Origin of the sequence: Tardiphaga sp. 841_E9_N1_2, assembly GCF_051811065.1 — a bacterium.
GTDB lineage: Bacteria > Pseudomonadota > Alphaproteobacteria > Rhizobiales > Xanthobacteraceae > Tardiphaga > Tardiphaga robiniae.
Genome location: NZ_JBPWQC010000001.1, coordinates 2,091,796 through 2,110,722, shown reverse-complemented (window position 1 = coordinate 2,110,722; position 18,927 = coordinate 2,091,796). Strand labels below are relative to the sequence as shown.

Genomic DNA, 18,927 nt, shown 5'->3' with positions numbered 1-18,927 from the left:
TCTGACGTAGGACGGATGAAACAGTATTGAAGGGTGGTCACGATGTCCAACGCCGAGAAACCGTTCGTGGCGCAGCATACAGTCCCTCAAGGTGTGACGGCGACGCGGTGGTGGTGGGTGCGACACGCCCCGGTGCGGAGTGACGGCGGCAACATCTACGGCCAGAAGGACATGGACTGCGACTGCAGCGACCGCGTGGTGTTCGATGCGGTCGGCAAGATCCTGCCACGCAATGCCGTCTGGGTCGCCAGCAATCTCAAGCGCACGCATCAGACGGCGAGTGCGATCTGGGCCGCAGGATTTCCGAAGCCCGACGCGATGCCGCATGAAGCGGATTTCGCCGAGCAGCATCTCGGCGACTGGCAGGGCATGAACCGCGCGGCGTTCTTCGCCAGCCGTCCCATCAATGTCGGCAGCTACTGGTTCGCGCCCATCGATGAGCCATCGCCGAATGGCGAAAGTTTCATGGATCTCTACAACCGCGTCCGCCGTGGCATCGAGCGGATCAATGTCGAGCACGCCGGCAAGGATATCATTGCGGTCGCGCATGGCGGCACGATCAAGGCCGCCATCGGCCTTGCGCTCAACGATCAGCCGGATCGCGGCCTCGCTTTCACCATCGACAACTGTTCGGTGACGCGGCTCGATCATCTCGCCAGCGACGGCCACAGCGGCTGGCGCATCCCGATGGTCAACCAGCAGCCATGGATCGCCGATCCGTCGCATGCAGCGATGCATCAGCCGGCGGGGCCGGAAGTGACGCCGACGAAACTGGCTTAGTCATAGCCGTCATTGCGAGGAGCCTCTTGGCGACGAAGCAATCCAGTTCTTTTCGTCAACAAGAAGGACTGGATTGCTTCGTCGCTTCGCTCCTCGCAATGACGGAGGAAAACTCAAACAGAAAAAACTAGGGAGAAACACACATGAACCTGTTCGACATGACCGGAAAAGTTGCCGTCATCACCGGCTCGACGCGCGGCATCGGCCGCGCCATTGCCGAGCGCATGGCGGAGCACGGCGCCAAGGTGGTGATCTCGTCGCGCAAGCAGGACGTCTGTGACGAGGTGGCGACGGAGGTCAACGCGCAGTTCGGCGCGGGGACGGCGGTGGCGATCGCCGCGAATATCTCCAGCAAGGAAAACCTGCAGAACCTCGTCGACGAAAGCAAGAAGGCTTTCGGCAAGATCGACGTGCTGGTGTGTAACGCTGCGTCGAATCCGTATTACGGGCCGCTGGCCGGCATTTCCGACGATCAGTTCCGCAAGATTCTCGACAACAACATTGTCGCCAACAACTGGCTGACCAGCATGGTCGTGCCGGATATGATCGAACGCAAGGACGGCTCGGTGATCATCGTGTCGTCGATCGGCGGGTTGAAGGGCTCGACGATCCTGGGCGCCTATGCGATCTCGAAAGCCGCCGACATGCAGCTCGCGCGCAATCTCGCCTGCGAATACGGCAAGTTCAATGTCCGCGTGAACTGCATCGCGCCGGGCCTCATCAAGACCGACTTTGCCAAAGCGCTGTGGGATAATCCGGAGAACCTCAAGGCCTCCACCGCACGCTCGCCGCTGCTGCGCATCGGCATCCCCGATGAAATCGCAGGCGCTGCAGTGTTCCTGGGATCTGCAGCCGGGAATTTCATGACCGGCCAGACGATGGTGATCGACGGCGGCGCGACGATTAGCTGAGATCAATCTCGTCATTCCGGGGCGAGGATGTCGCCGAAGGCGGCGGCCGCGAACCCGGAACCTCGACGTGGGAGTCTCCGACAGCGCCAGGCCATGTCGGGATTCCGGGTTCGTGTCCGGCAATTGCCGGCCACGCCCCGGAATGACGACTTCGTCGTCACTCCACCGCCGCGTAGACCAGGCTCCGGATCAGCGTCCTGAAATACTCCCGCTGGCCGGGGCCCTGCGACATGAACACCGCGAACAGTTCTTCCTGCGGATCGATCCAGAAGAACGTGCCGGCGACGCCGCTCCAGAAGAACTGACCCTTCGATCCCGCATAGGGCGCATGACCATCGTCGGTGCGTACGGCGAAGCCGAGGCCGAAGCTGTGGCCGGGCGGTACGAGATGTGTCTCCAGCTTCACGTTAGGGCTGAGGTGATTGGACGCCATCAGGTGCAGCGTGCGGCTGCCGATCACGCGGGTACCGTCCAGCGTGCCGCCGTTGAGCAGCATCTGGCAGAAGCGCGCATAGTCCATGGTCTTCGATACCAGTCCGCCGCCGCCGGATTCCATCTTCGGAATTTCGAGCGGATCGAACAGCGCGACTTTCTCGCCGGTCCAGGGATCGGTGGGGAAGGGCTGCGCGATACGGTCCTTGTTCGTGCTTGCTGTGTGGAAGCCGGTCTCGGCCATCTGCAGCGGCGCCAGAATGTTGTCGGTGAGATAGTTGCCCAGCGACTTGCCGGCCACGACCTCGATGACGCGGCCGAGAATGTCGGTGGAGCGGCTGTAATTCCACTCAGAGCCGGGCTGACAGATCAGCGGCAGGCCGGCGACGATTGTCGCGTGTTCTTCATTGGTGATGTTGCGATTGCGCAGGTTCGACTTCTGGTACATCCGCTGCACCATGCCTTTGCCGGTGATCTCATAGGAGATGCCCGAGGTGTGGCGCAGCAGGTCCTGGATCGTGATCGGTCGAACAGGCAGCGCCAGTTCGAGCGCGCCGTTGCGCTCGACGCCGACCTTGGTGTCGGCGAATGCGGGGATGTATTTGGCGAGGGGATCGTTGAGCAGGATGTGGCCGTTCTCGACCAGCTGCATGATGCCCAGCGAGACAATCGGCTTGGTCATCGAGAAGATGCGGAACAGACTATCGCGCGACATGGCGGTCCCGCCGTCCGGGGTCTGCTTGCCGAAGGCCTCGAAATAGCCGATCTGGCTGCGGCGGGAGACCAGCATGGTGACGCCCGGCGTGGTGCCCTTGTCGATCTCGCGCTTGAACGCGTCCGACATGATTTGAAGACGGTTTGATGACAATCCCAGCGTTTCCGGCCGGGCCTGCGGCAGCTCGGGGGTCTCGAGGGAAATGGCGTGTTTTGCGGCAGTTTGGGCGTTCATGGGGGCTCCCGATAGTGCTTTGATTGATCTTGTCATTTGCCGGCTTACATAGGGGGGCTCGCCGGCATGGTTGGACGAGCTTGGCCCAGAAGTTCGGGCTTGAACAGGGCCGTTTTCCCTTGTAACCAGCCGCCGGTTTGGTGCTGCGCACGGGCGTGGCTTAACAGGTGGATCTATGGCCAAAGCAAAATTTGAACGTAACAAGCCGCACTGCAATATTGGTACGATCGGTCACGTCGACCACGGCAAGACGTCGCTGACGGCGGCGATCACGAAGGTGCTGGCAGAGACGGGCGGTGCCACGTTCACCGCTTACGACCAGATCGACAAGGCGCCCGAGGAAAAGGCCCGCGGCATCACCATTTCGACGGCACACGTCGAATACGAGACCGCCAACCGCCACTATGCGCACGTCGATTGCCCCGGCCACGCCGACTATGTGAAGAACATGATCACCGGCGCCGCGCAGATGGACGGTGGCATCCTGGTCGTGTCGGCTGCCGACGGCCCGATGCCGCAGACCCGCGAGCACATCCTGCTGGCGCGCCAGGTCGGCGTTCCCGCGCTGGTCGTGTTCCTGAACAAGTGCGACATGGTCGACGATCCGGAACTGCTCGAGCTCGTGGAAATGGAAGTCCGCGAATTGCTCTCGAAGTACGACTTCCCGGGCGATGACATTCCGATCATCAAGGGTTCGGCGCTGGCCGCTCTCGAAAACTCGGACCAGAAGCTCGGTCACGACGCCATTCTCGAACTGATGAAGAATGTCGACAGCTACATCCCGCAGCCGGAGCGTCCGGTTGACCAGCCGTTCCTGATGCCGGTGGAAGACGTGTTCTCGATCTCGGGCCGTGGTACGGTCGTGACCGGCCGCGTCGAGCGCGGCATCGTCAAGGTCGGCGAGGAAATCGAAATCGTCGGCATCCGCGCCACGCAGAAGACGATCTGCACCGGCGTTGAAATGTTCCGCAAGCTGCTCGATCAGGGCCAGGCCGGCGACAACATCGGCGCGCTGCTGCGCGGCACCAAGCGTGAAGACGTCGAGCGCGGCCAGGTGCTGTGCAAGCCGGGTTCGGTGAAGCCGCACACCAAGTTCAAGGCCGAGGCTTACATTCTGACCAAGGAAGAGGGTGGCCGTCACACGCCGTTCTTCACCAACTACCGTCCGCAGTTCTACTTCCGCACCACCGACGTGACCGGTGTTGTGCACCTGCCGGAAGGCACCGAAATGGTGATGCCGGGCGACAACATCGCCATGGAAGTGCACCTGATCGTGCCGATCGCGATGGAAGAAAAGCTGCGCTTCGCCATCCGTGAAGGCGGCCGCACGGTTGGAGCCGGAGTGGTTGCATCGATCATTGAATGATCGACGCAACAACGCCGAAAGGTCCAACCTAAAGAAAATGAGCCCAAGTGCGGTATACCGCACTTGGCTGCGGTGCAGGCGTCGTCGCTAGCATCATCGAGTAATCGATACAGGCGGCGGGCAGGGGACAGTTCCCTTGCCCGCCGTTTTGATTCCGGCGGGATTTGATTTCGGAGGGGGCGCTTCGCCTCTTGCAAATCAGGCGTCGCATATGCTTCAAACGGCGCGGAAATGACGGTGCGCCGTTTTCCTGTAGGGGTGTAGCTCAGTTGGTAGAGTACCGGTCTCCAAAACCGGTTGTCGTAGGTTCGAGCCCTACCGCCCCTGCCATTTTAAGCCTTTGAAATATCGATATATTTTAACCTGAGCGTGCTTTTCAGGCGGGGTTTCTGCTGCCCAGTCAGCTGAACTGCCGCTTTTGCGGCGCTGCCACCACGCGATCACGGCCGGTATCCTTGGCTCTGTAGAGCGCAAGGTCGGCGCGCGCCAAAATGTCTTCCGGCGTATCATTGGGCCTGATGGCGCTGATCCCGGCGGATATCGTCAGAGTCAGATTCTGCGCAATCGCTGACCAGTTCAGTTCCGTGATCAGGCCGCGCAATCGATCAAGCGTCTGGATCGCAAGATCAATGTCGGTGTCCGGCAGGATCAGCAGAAACTCCTCGCCGCCCTGACGGCCGAACCTGTCGATGGTGCGGATATTGGCGAAGACCGAGATGGCAAAGGCGCGCAGCACTTCGTCGCCGACGGGATGACCGAAGCAGTCGTTGATCTTCTTGAAGTGATCGAGGTCGATGATCGCGATGCAGCAGGTTGTGGCGTTGCGCTGGGCCTTGGCGATCTCGTCGTTCAGGCACTTCATGATGTAGCGCCGGTTCAACGCGCCGGTGAGTTCGTCCAGTTGGGCGAGTTCCTCGATCCGCGCATTGGCGGCCGCGAGGTCGTTGCTGCGACGATACAGCAGTTCGCGCATCGAGCTGCCGTAGAGGCCGGCGCTGGCACAGCGGCCAAGTGCGCTGACGAAACAGGCCAGCGCCAGAGCGCGTTCTGTCGCGGTGGCCATGGGAATGCCGATCGGCTTGTCGGTCATCAGGAAAAGCAGTGCGAGGCCCAGCGTTGCGGTGGACCAGACAATGCCGGTCTGGCGCGCACTCATGCGCAGTGCGGCGAAGCCGAGCACGACGAAAATGATGGAGATGAAGTAGAAGCCGATCTGCGGCACGAGATAGATCGCGCCGATCTGGACGATGATGCTGACGATGGAGAGAGGGACCGTGAGGTACGGGTCCTTGAAACGGTCGTTGACCTGGATCTCCGAGAGATAGGCAGCAATGCCGACCACAGCGAGCCTGATGGCCAGATACACGACCCCCGTCGCCACGGTGGTCACGCCGATCATGGCGTAAAGCAGCAGGATCGCGGCATCGATCAGATAGCTCGACGCCTGCGCGATATAGGCGGTCCGGCGCCGCGCGATCCGCAATGCCGAATCCTTGCGGAGGTTTCTCGTGGAGGCGTCGGTTCCCTCGAACAGGGTGGTGATGCTGGTCATTCGCTGATGCCCGTTGCATTGCCGATCAAACAAGCAATCTGCCGATCAAAACATTTAGGTCTGCTAATACATCCACTTACTGGAGTACCTGGGTAGCTTCTCGCGTTTTAGTCTGGCCGCGGGGTTAATGGAATCTGACGATCCGCGGGGCAATTTGCTCAATAGGCTGATGGCCATGTCCGACATCGGCTTTGCCAATCATGCGCGATCGTGCTGCTCCCCGCGTTTCCGTTGCGCTGCGTCCCTGCGGCGTGCGGTCGCGGCGATGAACCTGGCTTGCCGCGCGTGCGACACACCCGTTGGGAATTCAGCCGGAAGTCGAGAATGAAATTACTTGTGACGTTCGTCGTGGGGGCCACGACGTTACTGTTGTCGTCCTTTGGACATTTGTCATTGAGTCATGGCGCTCATGCCGCCGATCTGCTCTGGCAGGTGGAAAGTCCATTTCGCTTCTTCAAGAATGCCGCATCCTTCGCGATGTATGAGCGCGGCTATCCCGCTGCGCGCAACGAGATGGTGCTGCCGCCCGCCGATGTGGTGTGGCGCACCGAGCGGCGGCTGAACGATCCCGATTGCCGCGACATGACCAGCCCGACCAGTTGCGCTGACACCGCGCGGGCGCGCTACGATCGCTCGCGTCTCGGCTGGGCGTCGCAGACCATCGACGCCGTCTGTTACGACAGCCGGCAGGGCCGCTATCTCGCGAGTTGCGACCGGCGTTATTCGTGGGGCACGGCCAAGGAAGATTACGTACTGCCGGATGCGCATACTGTGCTGATCCGGCTGTCGCCCGAGCGCATTGCCGAAGCTGGCGCATATGATTGCGTCTGGAGCTGGACGCCGCGGCGGCCGGGCAGCAGGACCGAGACCACAACGCAATCCTGCGCGACACCGCTCAAGATCACGCGCCTGCCTTATGCCGTCGATCGCAGCCTGTCCGGTGCATCGGTCCAGGTCAAATTGCCCGACGGTCGTACGTTGAACGACCCGCAGGTCGTCGTCGAGGATCTGTTCATCGTCGCGCTCGGCGATTCTTTTGCCTCGGGCGAAAGCAATCCGGACGTTCCGGTGACATTCAGCGCCGTCCGCGAGATGGTCTACGATCCCACCCTGATGCGTGAGGAGATGGCGACACGCAGCACCGCCAAGTCGCTGCAGAAATTGACCCCCGCTGCACCGGTGGGAAGTTTCGACTACAAAAACCTGCCGCGGCGCAAGCTCGCCGACGAGGAGCAGGAGCTTTATTTCCCGCTCGCATCGGCGCAGTTCGACAAGGCGTTCAATGCCGCCAATCCGCGCTGGCTCAGCCCCGATTGCCACCGCTCGCAATACGGCTATCCGTTTCGCGTCGGGCTGCAACTCAGTTTGGAAAATCCGCACCGGTCGATCACGCTGGTCAGCCTGGCCTGTACCGGCTCCGAGGTGACCGAAGGTCTGTTCCTCGAGAAGAAGGCGCGTGAGGGCGCGGGCAACGCGATGGTGCGTTCGCAGCTCGATCAACTCGCCGATCTCATCTGCAAAAGCCCCGCGGGCCGCACGCAGCGTGCGACCTACAATCTGCCGACCTATGCCAGCGGCAGCGTGCAGGTCGCCAATATGCCGGTGACAAAATCCTGGTGTGCGCCGAATGAGCGCAAGCGTCCGATCGACACACTGCTGCTGTCGATCGGCGGCAACGATGTCGGCTTCTCGCCACTGATGGTCTATGCGATGACCGAATCCGCCGGCGATCTCGCACCGATCGCGAACCTGCTCGGCAAGCAGATCCGGTTCTCGCCGCAAGTTTCGCGCGCTTACATGGAGCAGCTCGACGAGCGCATGGTGGCGCTCCGCGATGCCTTGCGCGACGGCTTTGGCGTGGCGCCCGCGAAGGTCCTGCAGACGGCTTACGAGCCGATCCAGTTCGACGAGACAGGGGCCTTGTGCGGCGCGCAGCCGACGCTCGGCCTCGACGTCCACAAGAAGCTGGTGCTGTCGCGCGAACGGCTGGCCGAGACGGTCAGCTTTCTGAACGATTTCTTCGCCCGGACCGCCTGCATCACCAACGGACGGGGCGGGGGCTGCCCGGCCCTGGCCACCGGTGCCGGAACCGGCTTCCAGCTCATCACCGATCACCAGAGCGAATTCGCTAAACGCGGGCTCTGTGCGCGCGATCCAAAGCGGCCGCAGGCGGACGGCGAGGCGATGGCGATGCCGCGGCGCTGGATCGGCAAGGAGGAGTTTACGCCGTATTCCCCGGCGGCCTATCTGCCCTATGCGTCCCGCTGGCGCCTGTTCCGGACCCCGAATGATGCGTTTCTGACCGCAAACGTGCATGCAACGGGCTTTACCCAGTTCGACATCCTGCAGCCGGTCTATGCGGCCATGTATAGCGGGGCGGTGCACCCGACCGCGGAGGGCCACGCCATCGTCGCCGATCACGTCGTCCGGCACGTCCGTGCGGCGGTCGGCAAACCGTCGCCGGGGGTGGGCGGGCGCTGATCCAGCTGGTATCCGGTGGCGGGAAGGGTTCCCGCCGGTCCGGCCCGGATACCTTGACCTTTGGTCCGGTCCGAAGTAGGAAGCTGCACTCGCTGTCGGCCCGGTGACCGGATATCCGACGCGGCAAATCCCCGAACGAACGAGCCCGCTTGGCGGCTCATCCTTGAATAAAGGGTTGGGCGCAAGAGGGCTGTTCGGATTCTGAAACCAATTCAATCGTCTCACGACGGATGCGGATCACATAACGATGGCGTTCAGCCCGTTCAAATTCCTGCAGGAAGTGCGCACCGAGACCAACAAGGTCACGTGGCCCTCGCGACGCGAGACGACCATCACGACCATCATGGTTTTCGTCATGGTGGCGTTGTCGTCGATCTTCTTTTTTGCGGCGGATCAGGTCATCCGCTACCTCGTCGCCTTTTTGCTCACGATGCACTGACGGAACAGAATTATGAGCATGCGCTGGTACATCGTTCACGCCTATTCGAATTTCGAAAAGAAGGTGATGGAGTCGATCAAGGAACAGGCCAAGCAGCGTGGCCTGGAAGACCTGTTCGAACAGATTCTGGTTCCGGTCGAGAAGGTCACTGAAATACGTCGCGGTCGCAAGATGGACGCCGAGCGCAAGTTCTTCCCGGGCTACGTGCTGGTGAAGATGCAGCTCACCGACGAAGCGTTTCATCTGATCAAGAATACCCCGAAGGTCACGGGCTTCCTCGGCGCGGAAAACAAGCCGATGCCGATTTCGGAAGCCGAAGCCATGCGCATTCTGCACCAGGTGCAGGAAGGTGTGGAGCGCCCGAAGGCGTCGGTGTCGTTCGAGATCGGCGAGAACGTGAAGGTGGCCGATGGTCCGTTCGCGTCGTTCTCCGGCGTCGTCGAGGAAATCGACGAAGCACGCTCGCGCGTGAAGGTCGCAGTGTCGATCTTCGGCCGCGCCACGCCGGTCGAACTGGAATTCGGTCAGGTCGAAAAGGTCTGATCGCAATAGCGTGAGGTTCGCCTCGCGTTTCTAAGGCCGTGGGAGGAAGAGGGCGGTTGCCAACCGCTTGTCGACCGAACCACGAAACCTGAAACAGCCGGTCGATGACCGGCACAACAGGAGTGACACATGGCAAAGAAAGTGACCGGATACCTGAAGCTTCAGGTGCCGGCCGGTGCGGCGAACCCTTCGCCCCCGATCGGTCCCGCGCTTGGTCAGCGCGGTTTGAACATCATGGAATTCTGCAAAGCGTTTAACGCGCAGACGCAGAAGGAAGAAAAGAACACCCCAATCCCGGTGGTGATCACGATCTACGCCGATCGTTCGTTCACCTTCGCCCTCAAGACCCCCCCGATGTCCTTCTTCATCAAGAAGGCCGCCAAGCTCACCTCCGGCTCCAAGCTGCCGGGTCGTGACAAGGCCGGCGCGGTGACCAAAGCGCAGGTGCGCGAGATCGCCGAAGCGAAGATGAAGGATCTGAATTGCGACACCATTGAATCGGCCATGAAGATGGTTGAGGGCTCTGCCCGTTCGATGGGTGTCGAGGTCGCGGGGTAAACGGTCATGGCAATTGGAAAACGTTTGAAGAAGGCCCGTGAGGGCATCGACCGCGAGAAGCTCTATCCGGTCGCCGAGGCCATCAAGATGGTCAAGGAACGCGCCAAGTCGAAGTTCGATGAGACCATCGAAATTTCGCTGAACCTCGGCGTCGATCCGCGTCACGCCGACCAGATGGTCCGTGGCGTCGTCACCCTGCCGAACGGCACCGGCCGCACGCTGCGCGTCGGCGTGTTCGCCCGTGGCCCGAAGGCTGAAGAAGCCAAGGCTGCCGGTGCAGACGTCGTCGGTGCAGAAGACCTGTTCGAGAAGGTCCAGGCCGGTCAGATCGATTTCGATCGCTGTATCGCAACCCCCGACATGATGCCGCTGGTCGGTCGCCTTGGTAAGGTGCTCGGTCCGCGCGGCATGATGCCGAACCCGAAGATCGGCACCGTGACCATGGACGTCACCGGCGCAGTCAAGGGTGCCAAGGGCGGTTCGGTCGAGTTCCGCGTCGAGAAGGCCGGCATCGTGCAGGCTGGTATCGGCAAGGCATCTTTCTCGGAAGAGAAGCTCGTCGAAAACATCAAGGCTCTGGTCGATGCCGTCTCCAAGGCGAAGCCGGCTGGCGCGAAGGGCACCTATCTGCAGCGCGTTGCTGTGTCTTCGACCATGGGCCCCGGCGTCAAGGTTGAGACGGGCACCGTGCTCGGCTAAGCCGGAACAAGGCTTGCAAGAAACCAGGGCGGAATCGGGCAACCGGTTCCGCCCTTTCTTTTGTCTTCCGCTCTTTGACCCAGCAGGAATGTCACGATGGCCGAGAAGGTTCTGATCTATTCGCGTTTCCCGAAGTCCCAAATGGTGCGCATCGGCGAGCACTTCGACCTACTAGACGCTGCAGGCAAGCCACCGCTGCAGACCTTTTCCGCTGACCAACTGAAAGACGTGCGCGCGCTGATCACCGCGGGCGGTCAGGTGCTCAAGGCAGACGTGATGGACATGATGCCGGCGCTCGGCGCCATCATCTGCTACGGCACCGGCTATGACGGCGTCGATTTCAAGGCCGCGGCCGAGCGCAAGATCGTGGTCGGCAACAGCCCCGGCGCAAATGCGGCTTCGGTGGCCGACCTCGCGCTGACCCTCATGCTTGCGGTGACGCGGCGTCTGCTGCCGGCGGATCAGTATCTGCGCGAAGGCGGCTGGTCCTCCGCAAAGCCGTCGCCGCTGATGTCGCCGCAGCCCGGCAATCCCGGTCGCAAGGTCGGCGTCTATGGCATGGGCGAGATCGGCCGCAAGATCGCATCGCGCGTCGCGGCCTTCGAATGCGACGTCGCCTATCACAGCCGCAGCAAGCATGATGTGCCGTATCGCTATGAGCCCAGCCTCGAAGCGCTGGTCGAATGGTGCGACGTGCTGATGATCGCCGTGCGGGCAGGGGGCGATACCAACCGCATCATCGATGCCGCGATGCTGAAGAAGCTCGGCGCGAATGGCGTCGTCGTGAATATCTCGCGCGGCTCGGTGATCGATCAGGCTGCACTGACAGCGGCGCTGACGGACAAGACCATCGCCGGCGCCGGCCTCGACGTGTTCGAGAAGGAGCCGCATGCACCCGATGCGCTGACCGTGCTGCCGAATGTTGTACTGACGCCGCATATCGGTGGTCACACACTCGACTCGCACACGGCGATGCAGGACTGCGTCATTGCCAATCTCGACGCGTTTTACGCAGGCAAGGGGCTGCCATACGCGGTGGCGGTCTAGGGCAGCTATTCGGTGATCTGGAAACTGGTGAACAGGTCAACCACGCTCCGAGGCGCGTTGTCGTTGAAGAACAGCTTCAGATTCCGGTCGGTCTCCGCAGCAACAGACGCGCTGCGGGGAAAGAGTTCCGTTTCATAAGCGACAAGCGCGGCTTCAACATTTTCCGGATTGGCGGCAAGTGCCCGTCCGAGCTCGGCGCCGTCATACATTGCGAGATTGGCGCCTTCGCCGGCGAATGGTGACATCAGGTGCGCCGCATCGCCGAGCAGCGTCACGCCGGCTACGCGATCCCATCGGTGTTCGATCGGCAGCGCATAGATAGGGCGAAGCATAGGGGCGCCCTCGCTGTTGGTGATGAGCGCTGTCAGCTCCGGAGCCCAGTCGTCGAATTCTGCAGCGATGCGGGCGAGGGCATTCGTCCGGTCCGAGAAGTCGATACGGGCAATCCAGTCCTCCGGCCTGTTCAGGGCCACGTAGCCCTGCAGTGTTCCATCGGCGTGTCGGTGCGCAAAGATTCCCTGGCCCGGTGCAATCGCCATCAGTGTGCCCCCGCCAACCGCTTCCGCGCTGGCCTTGTGACGGGTGTCGGCGTCGAAAAGAAACGTCTCGATGAATGACGTGCCGACATAGGCCGGTTTCGCTGTTGAAAGAAGCGGACGAACGCGTGACCACGCGCCATCGGCGCCTATGAGGAGATCGGTCGTGACTGTTGAGCCATGGGAGAAAGTCAGTGCGTGCCGCCCGCCGCCGAGTGGAGACGCCGCTGCAAGTTTGTGTCCCCAGCGGATCGTGTCGGCAGGAAGGGAATCGAGCAGAATCTGGCGAAGCTCTCCTCGATCCACCTCAGGTCGACCGCCGTTGCCCATGTCGGGCCTGTCAAACAGCAGCTTGCCGTCCTTGTCGCGTATCCGCTTGGCGTCGGCACCGACGATGATGATGTCGCGGAAAGCTTCGAACAATCCCGCAGCCTTGAGCGCGAGCTGCCCGTTATATTCGTGAATATCGAGCAGGCCTCCTTGTGCCCGCGAGTCGGCCGCGGCTTCAGCTTCATAGATCGTCGCAGCGATACCGTGAACATGGAGCACGCGGGCAAGCGTCAGCCCGCCGAGCCCCGCGCCGACAATCGCCACATGAGTATTCATCTCGCCACCTTCGCAGTCGCAGGCTGTCCCGGGACATTCCCCAAGACCTAGAATGGAACATCATTCCATTCTATTGGAACGTCGTTCCATTTATGTCAAGGTGGGGACATGGCCAAGAAAACTCGCAGCAGCCCACGACGCGAAGACTCGCTCTCCCGGGATCGCATCATCGAAGCGTCGATCGCGATCCTGGACGGCAGCGGGGAAGATGGTCTGACATTCCGTGCCCTGTCGGAGCGGCTCGCCACTGGTCCCGGGGCTATTTATTGGCACGTGCCCAACAAGGGCGATCTGCTGACTGCCGCCTGCGACGCCATCATCGCCCGCGCGATGAACGCGCCCCTGGTCGGCGCGACGCCTCAGGCCATCATTCGCACCCTCGCGCTGGGCATGTTCGACGCGATCGACGCGCATCCGTGGGTTGGGTCGGCGCTCACACGGGCTCCCGGGCAGTTGCCCATGGTGCGAATACTCGAACGCATCGGCCGGCAGGTGAGCGCCCTTGGCGTGCCTGACGAGGAACAGTGGGCGACGGTGGGTGCGTTGCTGAACTACATCCTCGGCGTCGGTGCGCAGAACGCAGCCAATGGGCAGCTCGGCCGGATGCGAGGAATCGACAGGTCTGACTTTCTGGACGCGGTCGCAACCACCTGGTCTCAACTCGATCCGGACGCGTATGCATTCACCCGCAGCATGGCTGCACATTTGCGGGGGCACGACGACCGCAGGGACTTTCTCGCCGGAATCGATCTCATCCTGAGCGGCATCGAAGCGTCGCGGCGACTCTGACCAGCTGGCGACTGGTCTGCAGGGCCGTTTCGCAAGAGCGAGTTTCGTTCCCGCGCGGTACAAAAATAATTGAATGGGTTATTCCGCAATGCGGATGTAGATGTCGGCTGTTTAGAACAACTCGAATGTAGGCGTACATTCGACGACATAGGACATCAGCGATGGCTGCGTTCACTCTCAAGATCAACGGTCAGGCCCGTCAGGTCGACGTCGATCCCAACACACCTCTGCTCTGGGCAATTCGAGATGGGGCCGGTCTCACCGGCACCAAATATGGCTGCGGGGTCGCGCAATGCGGTGCTTGCACGGTCTATGTGGACGGCCAGACCGTCCGCTCGTGTTCAATGCCCGTCTCGGCCATCGGCACCAGCGAAATCACCACCATCGAAGGGCTCGACTCCAAGGAAGCCAAGGCGGTGCAGGCGGCCTGGGTCGCGCTCGACGTGCCGCAATGTGGCTACTGTCAATCCGGGCAGGTGATGAGCGCCACCGCGCTGCTCAGCGTCAATCCGACCCCCACCGACAACGATATCGATCTGGCGATGAACGGCAACATCTGCCGCTGCGCCACCTACGTCCGCATCCGCGCCGCCATTCATGGCGCCGCCAAATCTCTGGAGGGTTGAGCCATGACCGTTCATGACACCAAACTCTCCCGTCGCACGCTGCTCAAGGGCAGCGCTGGCCTCGTGCTCGGCGCTTACGTTGCCCGTGCCGACAAGTTGTTCGCGCAGGCGGCGGCAAAGCCGTCGGTCAATATCGCGCCGAACACCTTCCTGATCATCAAGCCCGACAGCACCGTCACGGTGCTGTGCAAGGGCATCGAATTCGGGCAGGGGCCGTTCACCGGCATGGCGACTTTGGTCGCCGAAGAACTCGACGCAGACTGGGCGCAGATGCGTGCCGATCACGCGCCGTCAAATCCGCAGCTCTACAAGAATCTGGCGTTCGGCATGCAGGGCACCGGTGGCTCGACCGCCATCGCCAATTCCTACATCCAGATGCGACAGGTCGGCGCCGCGGCGCGCCAGATGCTGGTCGCGGCTGCTGCCGATGCGTGGCAGGTGCCGGCGGGCGAGATCACTGTCGATAACGGTGTGATCAAGCATGCGTCAGGCCATGAAGGTCGCTTCGGCGAATTCGCCGACAAGGCGATGGCCATGCCGGTGCCGGCTGATCCGAAACTGAAGGATCCGTCGCAGTTCAGGTTGATCGGCAAGGAAGGCGTCGTGAAACGCCTCGACAGCGCCGACAAGACCAATGGCAAGGCCTTCTACACGCTCGATATCAACGAACCGGACATGCTCACGGTGGTCGTGGCGCGTTCGCCGAAATTCGGCGGCAAGGTCGCGTCCTTCGATGCGACGGCTGCGAAAGCCGTGGCTGGTGTCGTCGACGTCAAGCAGGTGTCGAATGGCGTCGCTGTCTACGCCAAGGGTTTCTGGCCCGCGAAGATGGGCCGTGACGCGCTGAAGATCACGTGGGATGACAGCAAGGCGGAGAAGCGTGGCAGTGCGGAACTGCTGCAGCAATTCCGCGGGCTGTCGAAGACGGCCGGCAAACTCGTGAAGGCCGAGGGCAAGTTCGAAGAGTCGATGGCCAAAGGTGGCCGCGTGATCGAGGTTGAATACGTCTTCCCGTATCTGGCCCATGCCGCGATGGAGCCGCTCAACGCCTATCTGAAATGGGACGGCGACACCGCCTATGCGCGCTACGGCTGCCAGTTTCCGACGCCTGACCATATGGCGATCTCCAAGGTGCTCGGGCTGCCGATCGAGAAGGTGAAGATCGACGTTCTTCTGGCCGGCGGCAGCTTCGGCCGCCGCGCGCAGCAGAGCACGCATCAGGCCATCGAGCTCGCCGAAGTCGCGAAGGCGATCGGACCGGGCAAGCCGGTCAAGCTGGTGTGGACGCGCGAGGACGACATGCGCGGTGGCTACTATCGGCCGTATTGCATCCACCGCATGCGCGGTACGGTGCGCGACGGCAAGATCGAAGCCTGGAGCGACACCATCGTCAGCCAGTCGATCATGAAGGGCTCCTTCTTCGAGTCCATGATGTTCAAGGACGGCCTCGATCCGACGTCCTATGAAGGCTCGAACGAAATCCCGTACGACGTCGAGAACTTCCGCTGCGACATGCATCAGGTCGATGTCGGTGTGCCCGTGTTGTGGTGGCGCTCGGTGGGCCACACCCACACCGGTTATGTCGTCGAAGCCTTTGTCGATGAACTGCTCGAGGCCGCCGGCAAGGATCCGATCGAAGGTCGGCTTGAACTCCTGAGCAAGAAACCGCGCCATGCGGGCGCGCTGAAGGCCGTCGCCGAACTCGCCGACTGGAAGAACTACAAGGTGCCCGCAGGCCGCGCGCGCGGCGTTGCGGTGGTCGAGAGCTTCAACACCTTCGTCGCGCAGGTAGTCGAACTGTCCATGACCGACGATGGTCCGAAGGTGCACAAGGTGTGGTGCGCGGTGGATTGCGGCGTCGCCGTGAACCCCGACATCATCCGCGCGCAGATGGAAGGTGGCATCGGCTTCGGCCTCGGTCACATCCTCTATGCGGAACAGACGCTGGATGCCGGCGCGCCGGTGTCCGGCAATTTCGACACCTATCGTTCGCTGCGCATCAACGAGATGCCGGAGATTGAAGTAGTCATCGTGAAATCGACCGAGAAGCCATCAGGCGTCGGCGAACCCGGCGTGCCTCCGCTCGGGCCTGCCGTTGCCAACGCGCTGGCGAAACTCGGAGTGGGAAGACCGCGGCAGTTGCCGATCGTACCAGGAGCCTCAGCATGAGCTTGTTTAAGAACTCGATGTTGGCGCTGGTCGCCGGCGGCCTCGCGGCGGGTCTCCTCGCATTCGCGGAGCCGAGCTTCCAGGAGGCCGATGCAGCGGTCAGCAATCCGACCAAGCTGCAGTCGGTCTCGGCCTTCGCCAAGATCAAGAACAAGAACGAGCGTGCCGTGGCGCTGTTTACGGAAGCCGGCAAGGTCATCCAGTCGCCGCGCTGCATGAACTGCCATCCGGCCACCGAACGCCCGACCCAGACCGACCGCATGCGGCCGCATATCCCGCTGGTCGTGCGTGGCGAGGGCGGTGTCGGCGCAGCCGGTGGTCTCGCTTGCGCCACCTGCCACCACGAGAACAACTTCGATGCCGCCAACGTCCCCGGCAATCCGAAGTGGGCGCTGGCGCCTATCGAGATGGCCTGGCAGGGCAAGACGCTTGGCCAGATCTGCACCCAGATCAAGGACAAGGAGCGCAATGGCGGCAAGGACATGGCCGCGCTTGTGAAGCACATGGCCGAAGACGAACTGGTCGGCTGGGGCTGGCATCCCGGTGGCAACCGGACCCCGGCGCCGGGCACCCAGAAGCAGTTCGGTGAACTGATCAAGGCCTGGGCCGATGCGGGAGCGGCCTGCCCTAAGGGGTGATGCAATCAAAAGTGGAGTCGGTTCAGTCGGTTCCACTTTTGCGCTCTGAGCGCCTAAACGGCTCCCTTGCAGAAAAGATGCCACATCGGCATTTCGCGCTTGGCAACACGAAAAAGACTCGTTAAACAACCGTTTCCGGGCGTGCTGGCTGGTAGCTGGCGCGTCTGTGTTCGCACTCCGACAACCCACATCGCAGGAGACTTTTCCTTTCAGGCTGTCCATACGGATCGCTCGACGGGGATGGGACGCGCGACGCGGATTTGAGGAAGGCGGGCAGGGGTCACCAATAGGCCTGATGATGGCTTATCGATGATCCTGAATCCTGTCCGAGACTGCTGGCGCCTTAGATAAACGCAAGTTTCATCCACGGCTTAATCGTAAAACTTGATGCAGCCAGCATAGACGGGTGAAGACTGGATTTCGCCAATGTCGTTTTGTGCGACATGACGCGTATTTGGTTCGAACCTCGACACCCCGCGCCAATGCTGGTTCGCCAGGACGGTTCGGGAGGGCAGGCTATCATATCGTCTCGCCCGACGTGTCTTTAGACCATGTGTTTTAACGAGCATGGGTCTTGAGGTCAGGTTCAGGTGGGACGGTGGGTGTAACCCGGCGGTCCTATCTCGATAGAGGCCGCCAACCGGAGAGAGCTTGCTGTGGAAAGAGCGGCTAAAAAGGACGCGGTCGACGCGCTGAACGGGGTCTTCAAGACCACCAGCGTTGCGGTCGTCGCCCATTATTCCGGCCTCACCGTTGCCCAGATGCAGAACCTGCGTTCGCAGATGAAGCTGGCTGGCGCCTCGGTGAAGGTCTCGAAGAACCGTCTCGCCAAAATTGCTCTTGAAGGCACGGATGTTGCTGCCATCGGTTCCCTGTTGAAGGGCCCGACTGTGATCGCCACTTCGGACGATCCGGTAGCTGCACCGAAGGTTGCCGTCGAATTTGCCAAGGCGAACGAGAAGTTCGTCATCCTTGGCGGCTCGATGGGTAAAACCGTCCTGAACGTCGACAGCGTCAAGGCCTTGGCCGCGCTGCCCTCGCTCGACGAACTGCGCGCGAAGATCCTCGGCCTCCTTGTGGCGCCGGCGACCAAGATCGCTCAGCTCTCGACAGCTCCCGCGGCGAAGCTCGCGCGTGTTGTTCAGGCCTATGCCTCAAAGAGCGAAGCGGCCTGACGCCCTTCGCATTCAAACCCTGGTTCGAACCAAATACGCTTAAGGAAATAGACAATGGCTGACCTACAGAAAATCGTTGACGATCTCTCGAGCCTGACCGTGCTCGAAGCTGCCGACCTCGCCAAGATGCTCGAAGAAAAGTGGGGCGTTTCGGCTGCTGCTGCTGTTGCAGTTGCTGGTCCGGCTGCTGGCGGCGGCGGTGCTGCTGCTGCTGAAGAAAAGACCGAGTTCACTGTCGTCCTGGCTTCGGCCGGCGACAAGAAGATCGAAGTCATCAAGGAAGTCCGTGCGATCACGGGTCTTGGCCTCAAGGAAGCCAAGGACCTGGTCGAAGGCGCTCCGAAGCCCGTCAAGGAAGGCGTTGCCAAGGATGAAGCCGAGAAGATCAAGGGTCAGCTCGAGAAGGCTGGCGCGAAGGTCGAACTCAAGTAAGACCCTTTATGGGTTCCATCTGGAGGGCGGCCATTTGGTCGCCCTCTGGGCCGGAACTCGATGGACTACACAGGAATGTGTGGGGATGCGCTGGGAACCACCCTCGAATCTCCATGATTGCCATCCCATATCGGGACGGCAGCACGAAAAACACGGTCTGACAGCGGAAACGGCGACGTTTCCGGTTAAGCCGTTGGGA

18 protein-coding genes and 1 tRNA gene are annotated in these 18,927 nt (G+C 61.6%); 16 read left to right on the top strand and 3 right to left on the bottom strand.

Annotated elements, in window-relative coordinates:
- Positions 1-42 precede the first annotated feature (42 nt).
- Positions 43-780: a histidine phosphatase family protein gene (locus AB8A50_RS10170; protein ID WP_120293136.1), complete on the top strand. Its 738-nt coding sequence runs from the start codon at positions 43-45 to the stop codon at positions 778-780.
- Between the two features lie 143 nt (positions 781-923).
- Entirely contained in the window at positions 924-1,691 is a 768-nt protein-coding gene (locus tag AB8A50_RS10165) for an SDR family NAD(P)-dependent oxidoreductase (RefSeq protein ID WP_439077561.1), read from the top strand.
- Between the two features lie 157 nt (positions 1,692-1,848).
- Here AB8A50_RS10165 and AB8A50_RS10160 read toward each other — a convergent pair whose 3' ends face one another.
- Complete coding sequence (locus tag AB8A50_RS10160) at positions 1,849-3,072, bottom strand: serine hydrolase domain-containing protein (RefSeq protein WP_439077560.1); 1,224 nt, start codon at positions 3,070-3,072, stop codon at positions 1,849-1,851.
- A gap of 175 nt (positions 3,073-3,247) precedes the next feature.
- Between AB8A50_RS10160 and tuf the strand changes: the two genes are divergently transcribed.
- Together tuf and AB8A50_RS10150 are read left to right on the top strand one after the other, a co-directional pair.
- On the top strand, positions 3,248-4,438 hold the full coding sequence (tuf, locus tag AB8A50_RS10155) for an elongation factor Tu (RefSeq protein WP_184517871.1): 1,191 nt from the start codon (positions 3,248-3,250) through the stop codon (positions 4,436-4,438).
- 254 nt (positions 4,439-4,692) lie between these two features.
- A tRNA-Trp gene (locus AB8A50_RS10150) sits at positions 4,693-4,768 on the top strand.
- Positions 4,769-4,838: 70 nt separating this feature from the next.
- Here AB8A50_RS10150 and AB8A50_RS10145 read toward each other — a convergent pair.
- A complete protein-coding gene (locus AB8A50_RS10145) occupies positions 4,839-5,990 on the bottom strand; it encodes a GGDEF domain-containing protein (protein ID WP_439077559.1) in 1,152 nt (383 codons plus the stop codon).
- A 324-nt stretch (positions 5,991-6,314) separates the two neighbouring features.
- Here AB8A50_RS10145 and AB8A50_RS10140 point away from each other — a divergent pair, with 324 nt between their 5' ends.
- From AB8A50_RS10140 to AB8A50_RS10115, 6 genes are all read left to right on the top strand, one after another.
- The gene (locus AB8A50_RS10140; protein WP_439077558.1) at positions 6,315-8,471 is read left to right on the top strand and encodes a hypothetical protein; all 2,157 of its coding nucleotides are present in this window, start codon (positions 6,315-6,317) and stop codon (positions 8,469-8,471) included.
- A 247-nt stretch (positions 8,472-8,718) separates the two neighbouring features.
- The gene (gene secE, locus AB8A50_RS10135; RefSeq protein ID WP_068731532.1) at positions 8,719-8,910 is read left to right on the top strand and encodes a preprotein translocase subunit SecE; all 192 of its coding nucleotides are present in this window, start codon (positions 8,719-8,721) and stop codon (positions 8,908-8,910) included.
- A gap of 12 nt (positions 8,911-8,922) precedes the next feature.
- Positions 8,923-9,453 carry a transcription termination/antitermination protein NusG gene (nusG, locus tag AB8A50_RS10130; protein WP_068731530.1) on the top strand — a complete coding sequence of 177 codons (531 nt, stop codon included), beginning with the start codon at positions 8,923-8,925 and terminating at the stop codon, positions 9,451-9,453.
- Positions 9,454-9,582: 129 nt separating this feature from the next.
- The gene (gene rplK / locus AB8A50_RS10125; RefSeq protein WP_068731528.1) at positions 9,583-10,011 is read left to right on the top strand and encodes a 50S ribosomal protein L11; all 429 of its coding nucleotides are present in this window, start codon (positions 9,583-9,585) and stop codon (positions 10,009-10,011) included.
- Between the two features lie 6 nt (positions 10,012-10,017).
- On the top strand, positions 10,018-10,710 hold the full coding sequence (gene rplA / locus AB8A50_RS10120) for a 50S ribosomal protein L1 (RefSeq protein ID WP_089268281.1): 693 nt from the start codon (positions 10,018-10,020) through the stop codon (positions 10,708-10,710).
- Between the two features lie 96 nt (positions 10,711-10,806).
- Positions 10,807-11,757, top strand: a complete 951-nt coding sequence (locus AB8A50_RS10115) for a 2-hydroxyacid dehydrogenase (protein ID WP_309945085.1) — start codon at positions 10,807-10,809, stop codon at positions 11,755-11,757.
- A gap of 5 nt (positions 11,758-11,762) precedes the next feature.
- Here the strand turns inward: AB8A50_RS10115 and AB8A50_RS10110 are convergent, their stop codons facing one another.
- Positions 11,763-12,899 (bottom strand): FAD-dependent oxidoreductase, encoded by a 1,137-nt coding sequence (locus AB8A50_RS10110; protein WP_439077557.1) that lies wholly within the window; start codon positions 12,897-12,899, stop codon positions 11,763-11,765.
- A 108-nt stretch (positions 12,900-13,007) separates the two neighbouring features.
- Here AB8A50_RS10110 and AB8A50_RS10105 point away from each other — a divergent pair, with 108 nt between their 5' ends.
- The 6 genes from AB8A50_RS10105 to rplL all read left to right on the top strand — a co-directional run bounded on the left by AB8A50_RS10105 (position 13,008) and on the right by rplL (position 18,728).
- A complete protein-coding gene (locus tag AB8A50_RS10105) occupies positions 13,008-13,688 on the top strand; it encodes a TetR/AcrR family transcriptional regulator (protein ID WP_439077556.1) in 681 nt (226 codons plus the stop codon).
- 161 nt (positions 13,689-13,849) lie between these two features.
- On the top strand, positions 13,850-14,314 hold the full coding sequence (locus AB8A50_RS10100) for a (2Fe-2S)-binding protein (protein WP_068731522.1): 465 nt from the start codon (positions 13,850-13,852) through the stop codon (positions 14,312-14,314).
- Between the two features lie 3 nt (positions 14,315-14,317).
- The gene (locus AB8A50_RS10095; RefSeq protein WP_089268277.1) at positions 14,318-16,483 is read left to right on the top strand and encodes a xanthine dehydrogenase family protein molybdopterin-binding subunit; all 2,166 of its coding nucleotides are present in this window, start codon (positions 14,318-14,320) and stop codon (positions 16,481-16,483) included.
- Positions 16,480-17,121 (top strand): Isoquinoline 1-oxidoreductase subunit, encoded by a 642-nt coding sequence (locus AB8A50_RS10090; protein WP_068731517.1) that lies wholly within the window; start codon positions 16,480-16,482, stop codon positions 17,119-17,121. Before AB8A50_RS10095 ends, AB8A50_RS10090 begins: the two co-directional genes overlap by 4 nt.
- Before the next feature lie 656 nt (positions 17,122-17,777).
- Entirely contained in the window at positions 17,778-18,296 is a 519-nt protein-coding gene (gene rplJ, locus AB8A50_RS10085; RefSeq protein ID WP_089268275.1) for a 50S ribosomal protein L10, read from the top strand.
- A gap of 54 nt (positions 18,297-18,350) precedes the next feature.
- Positions 18,351-18,728 carry a 50S ribosomal protein L7/L12 gene (gene rplL / locus AB8A50_RS10080; protein WP_089268274.1) on the top strand — a complete coding sequence of 126 codons (378 nt, stop codon included), beginning with the start codon at positions 18,351-18,353 and terminating at the stop codon, positions 18,726-18,728.
- Positions 18,729-18,927: the final 199 nt, after the last annotated feature.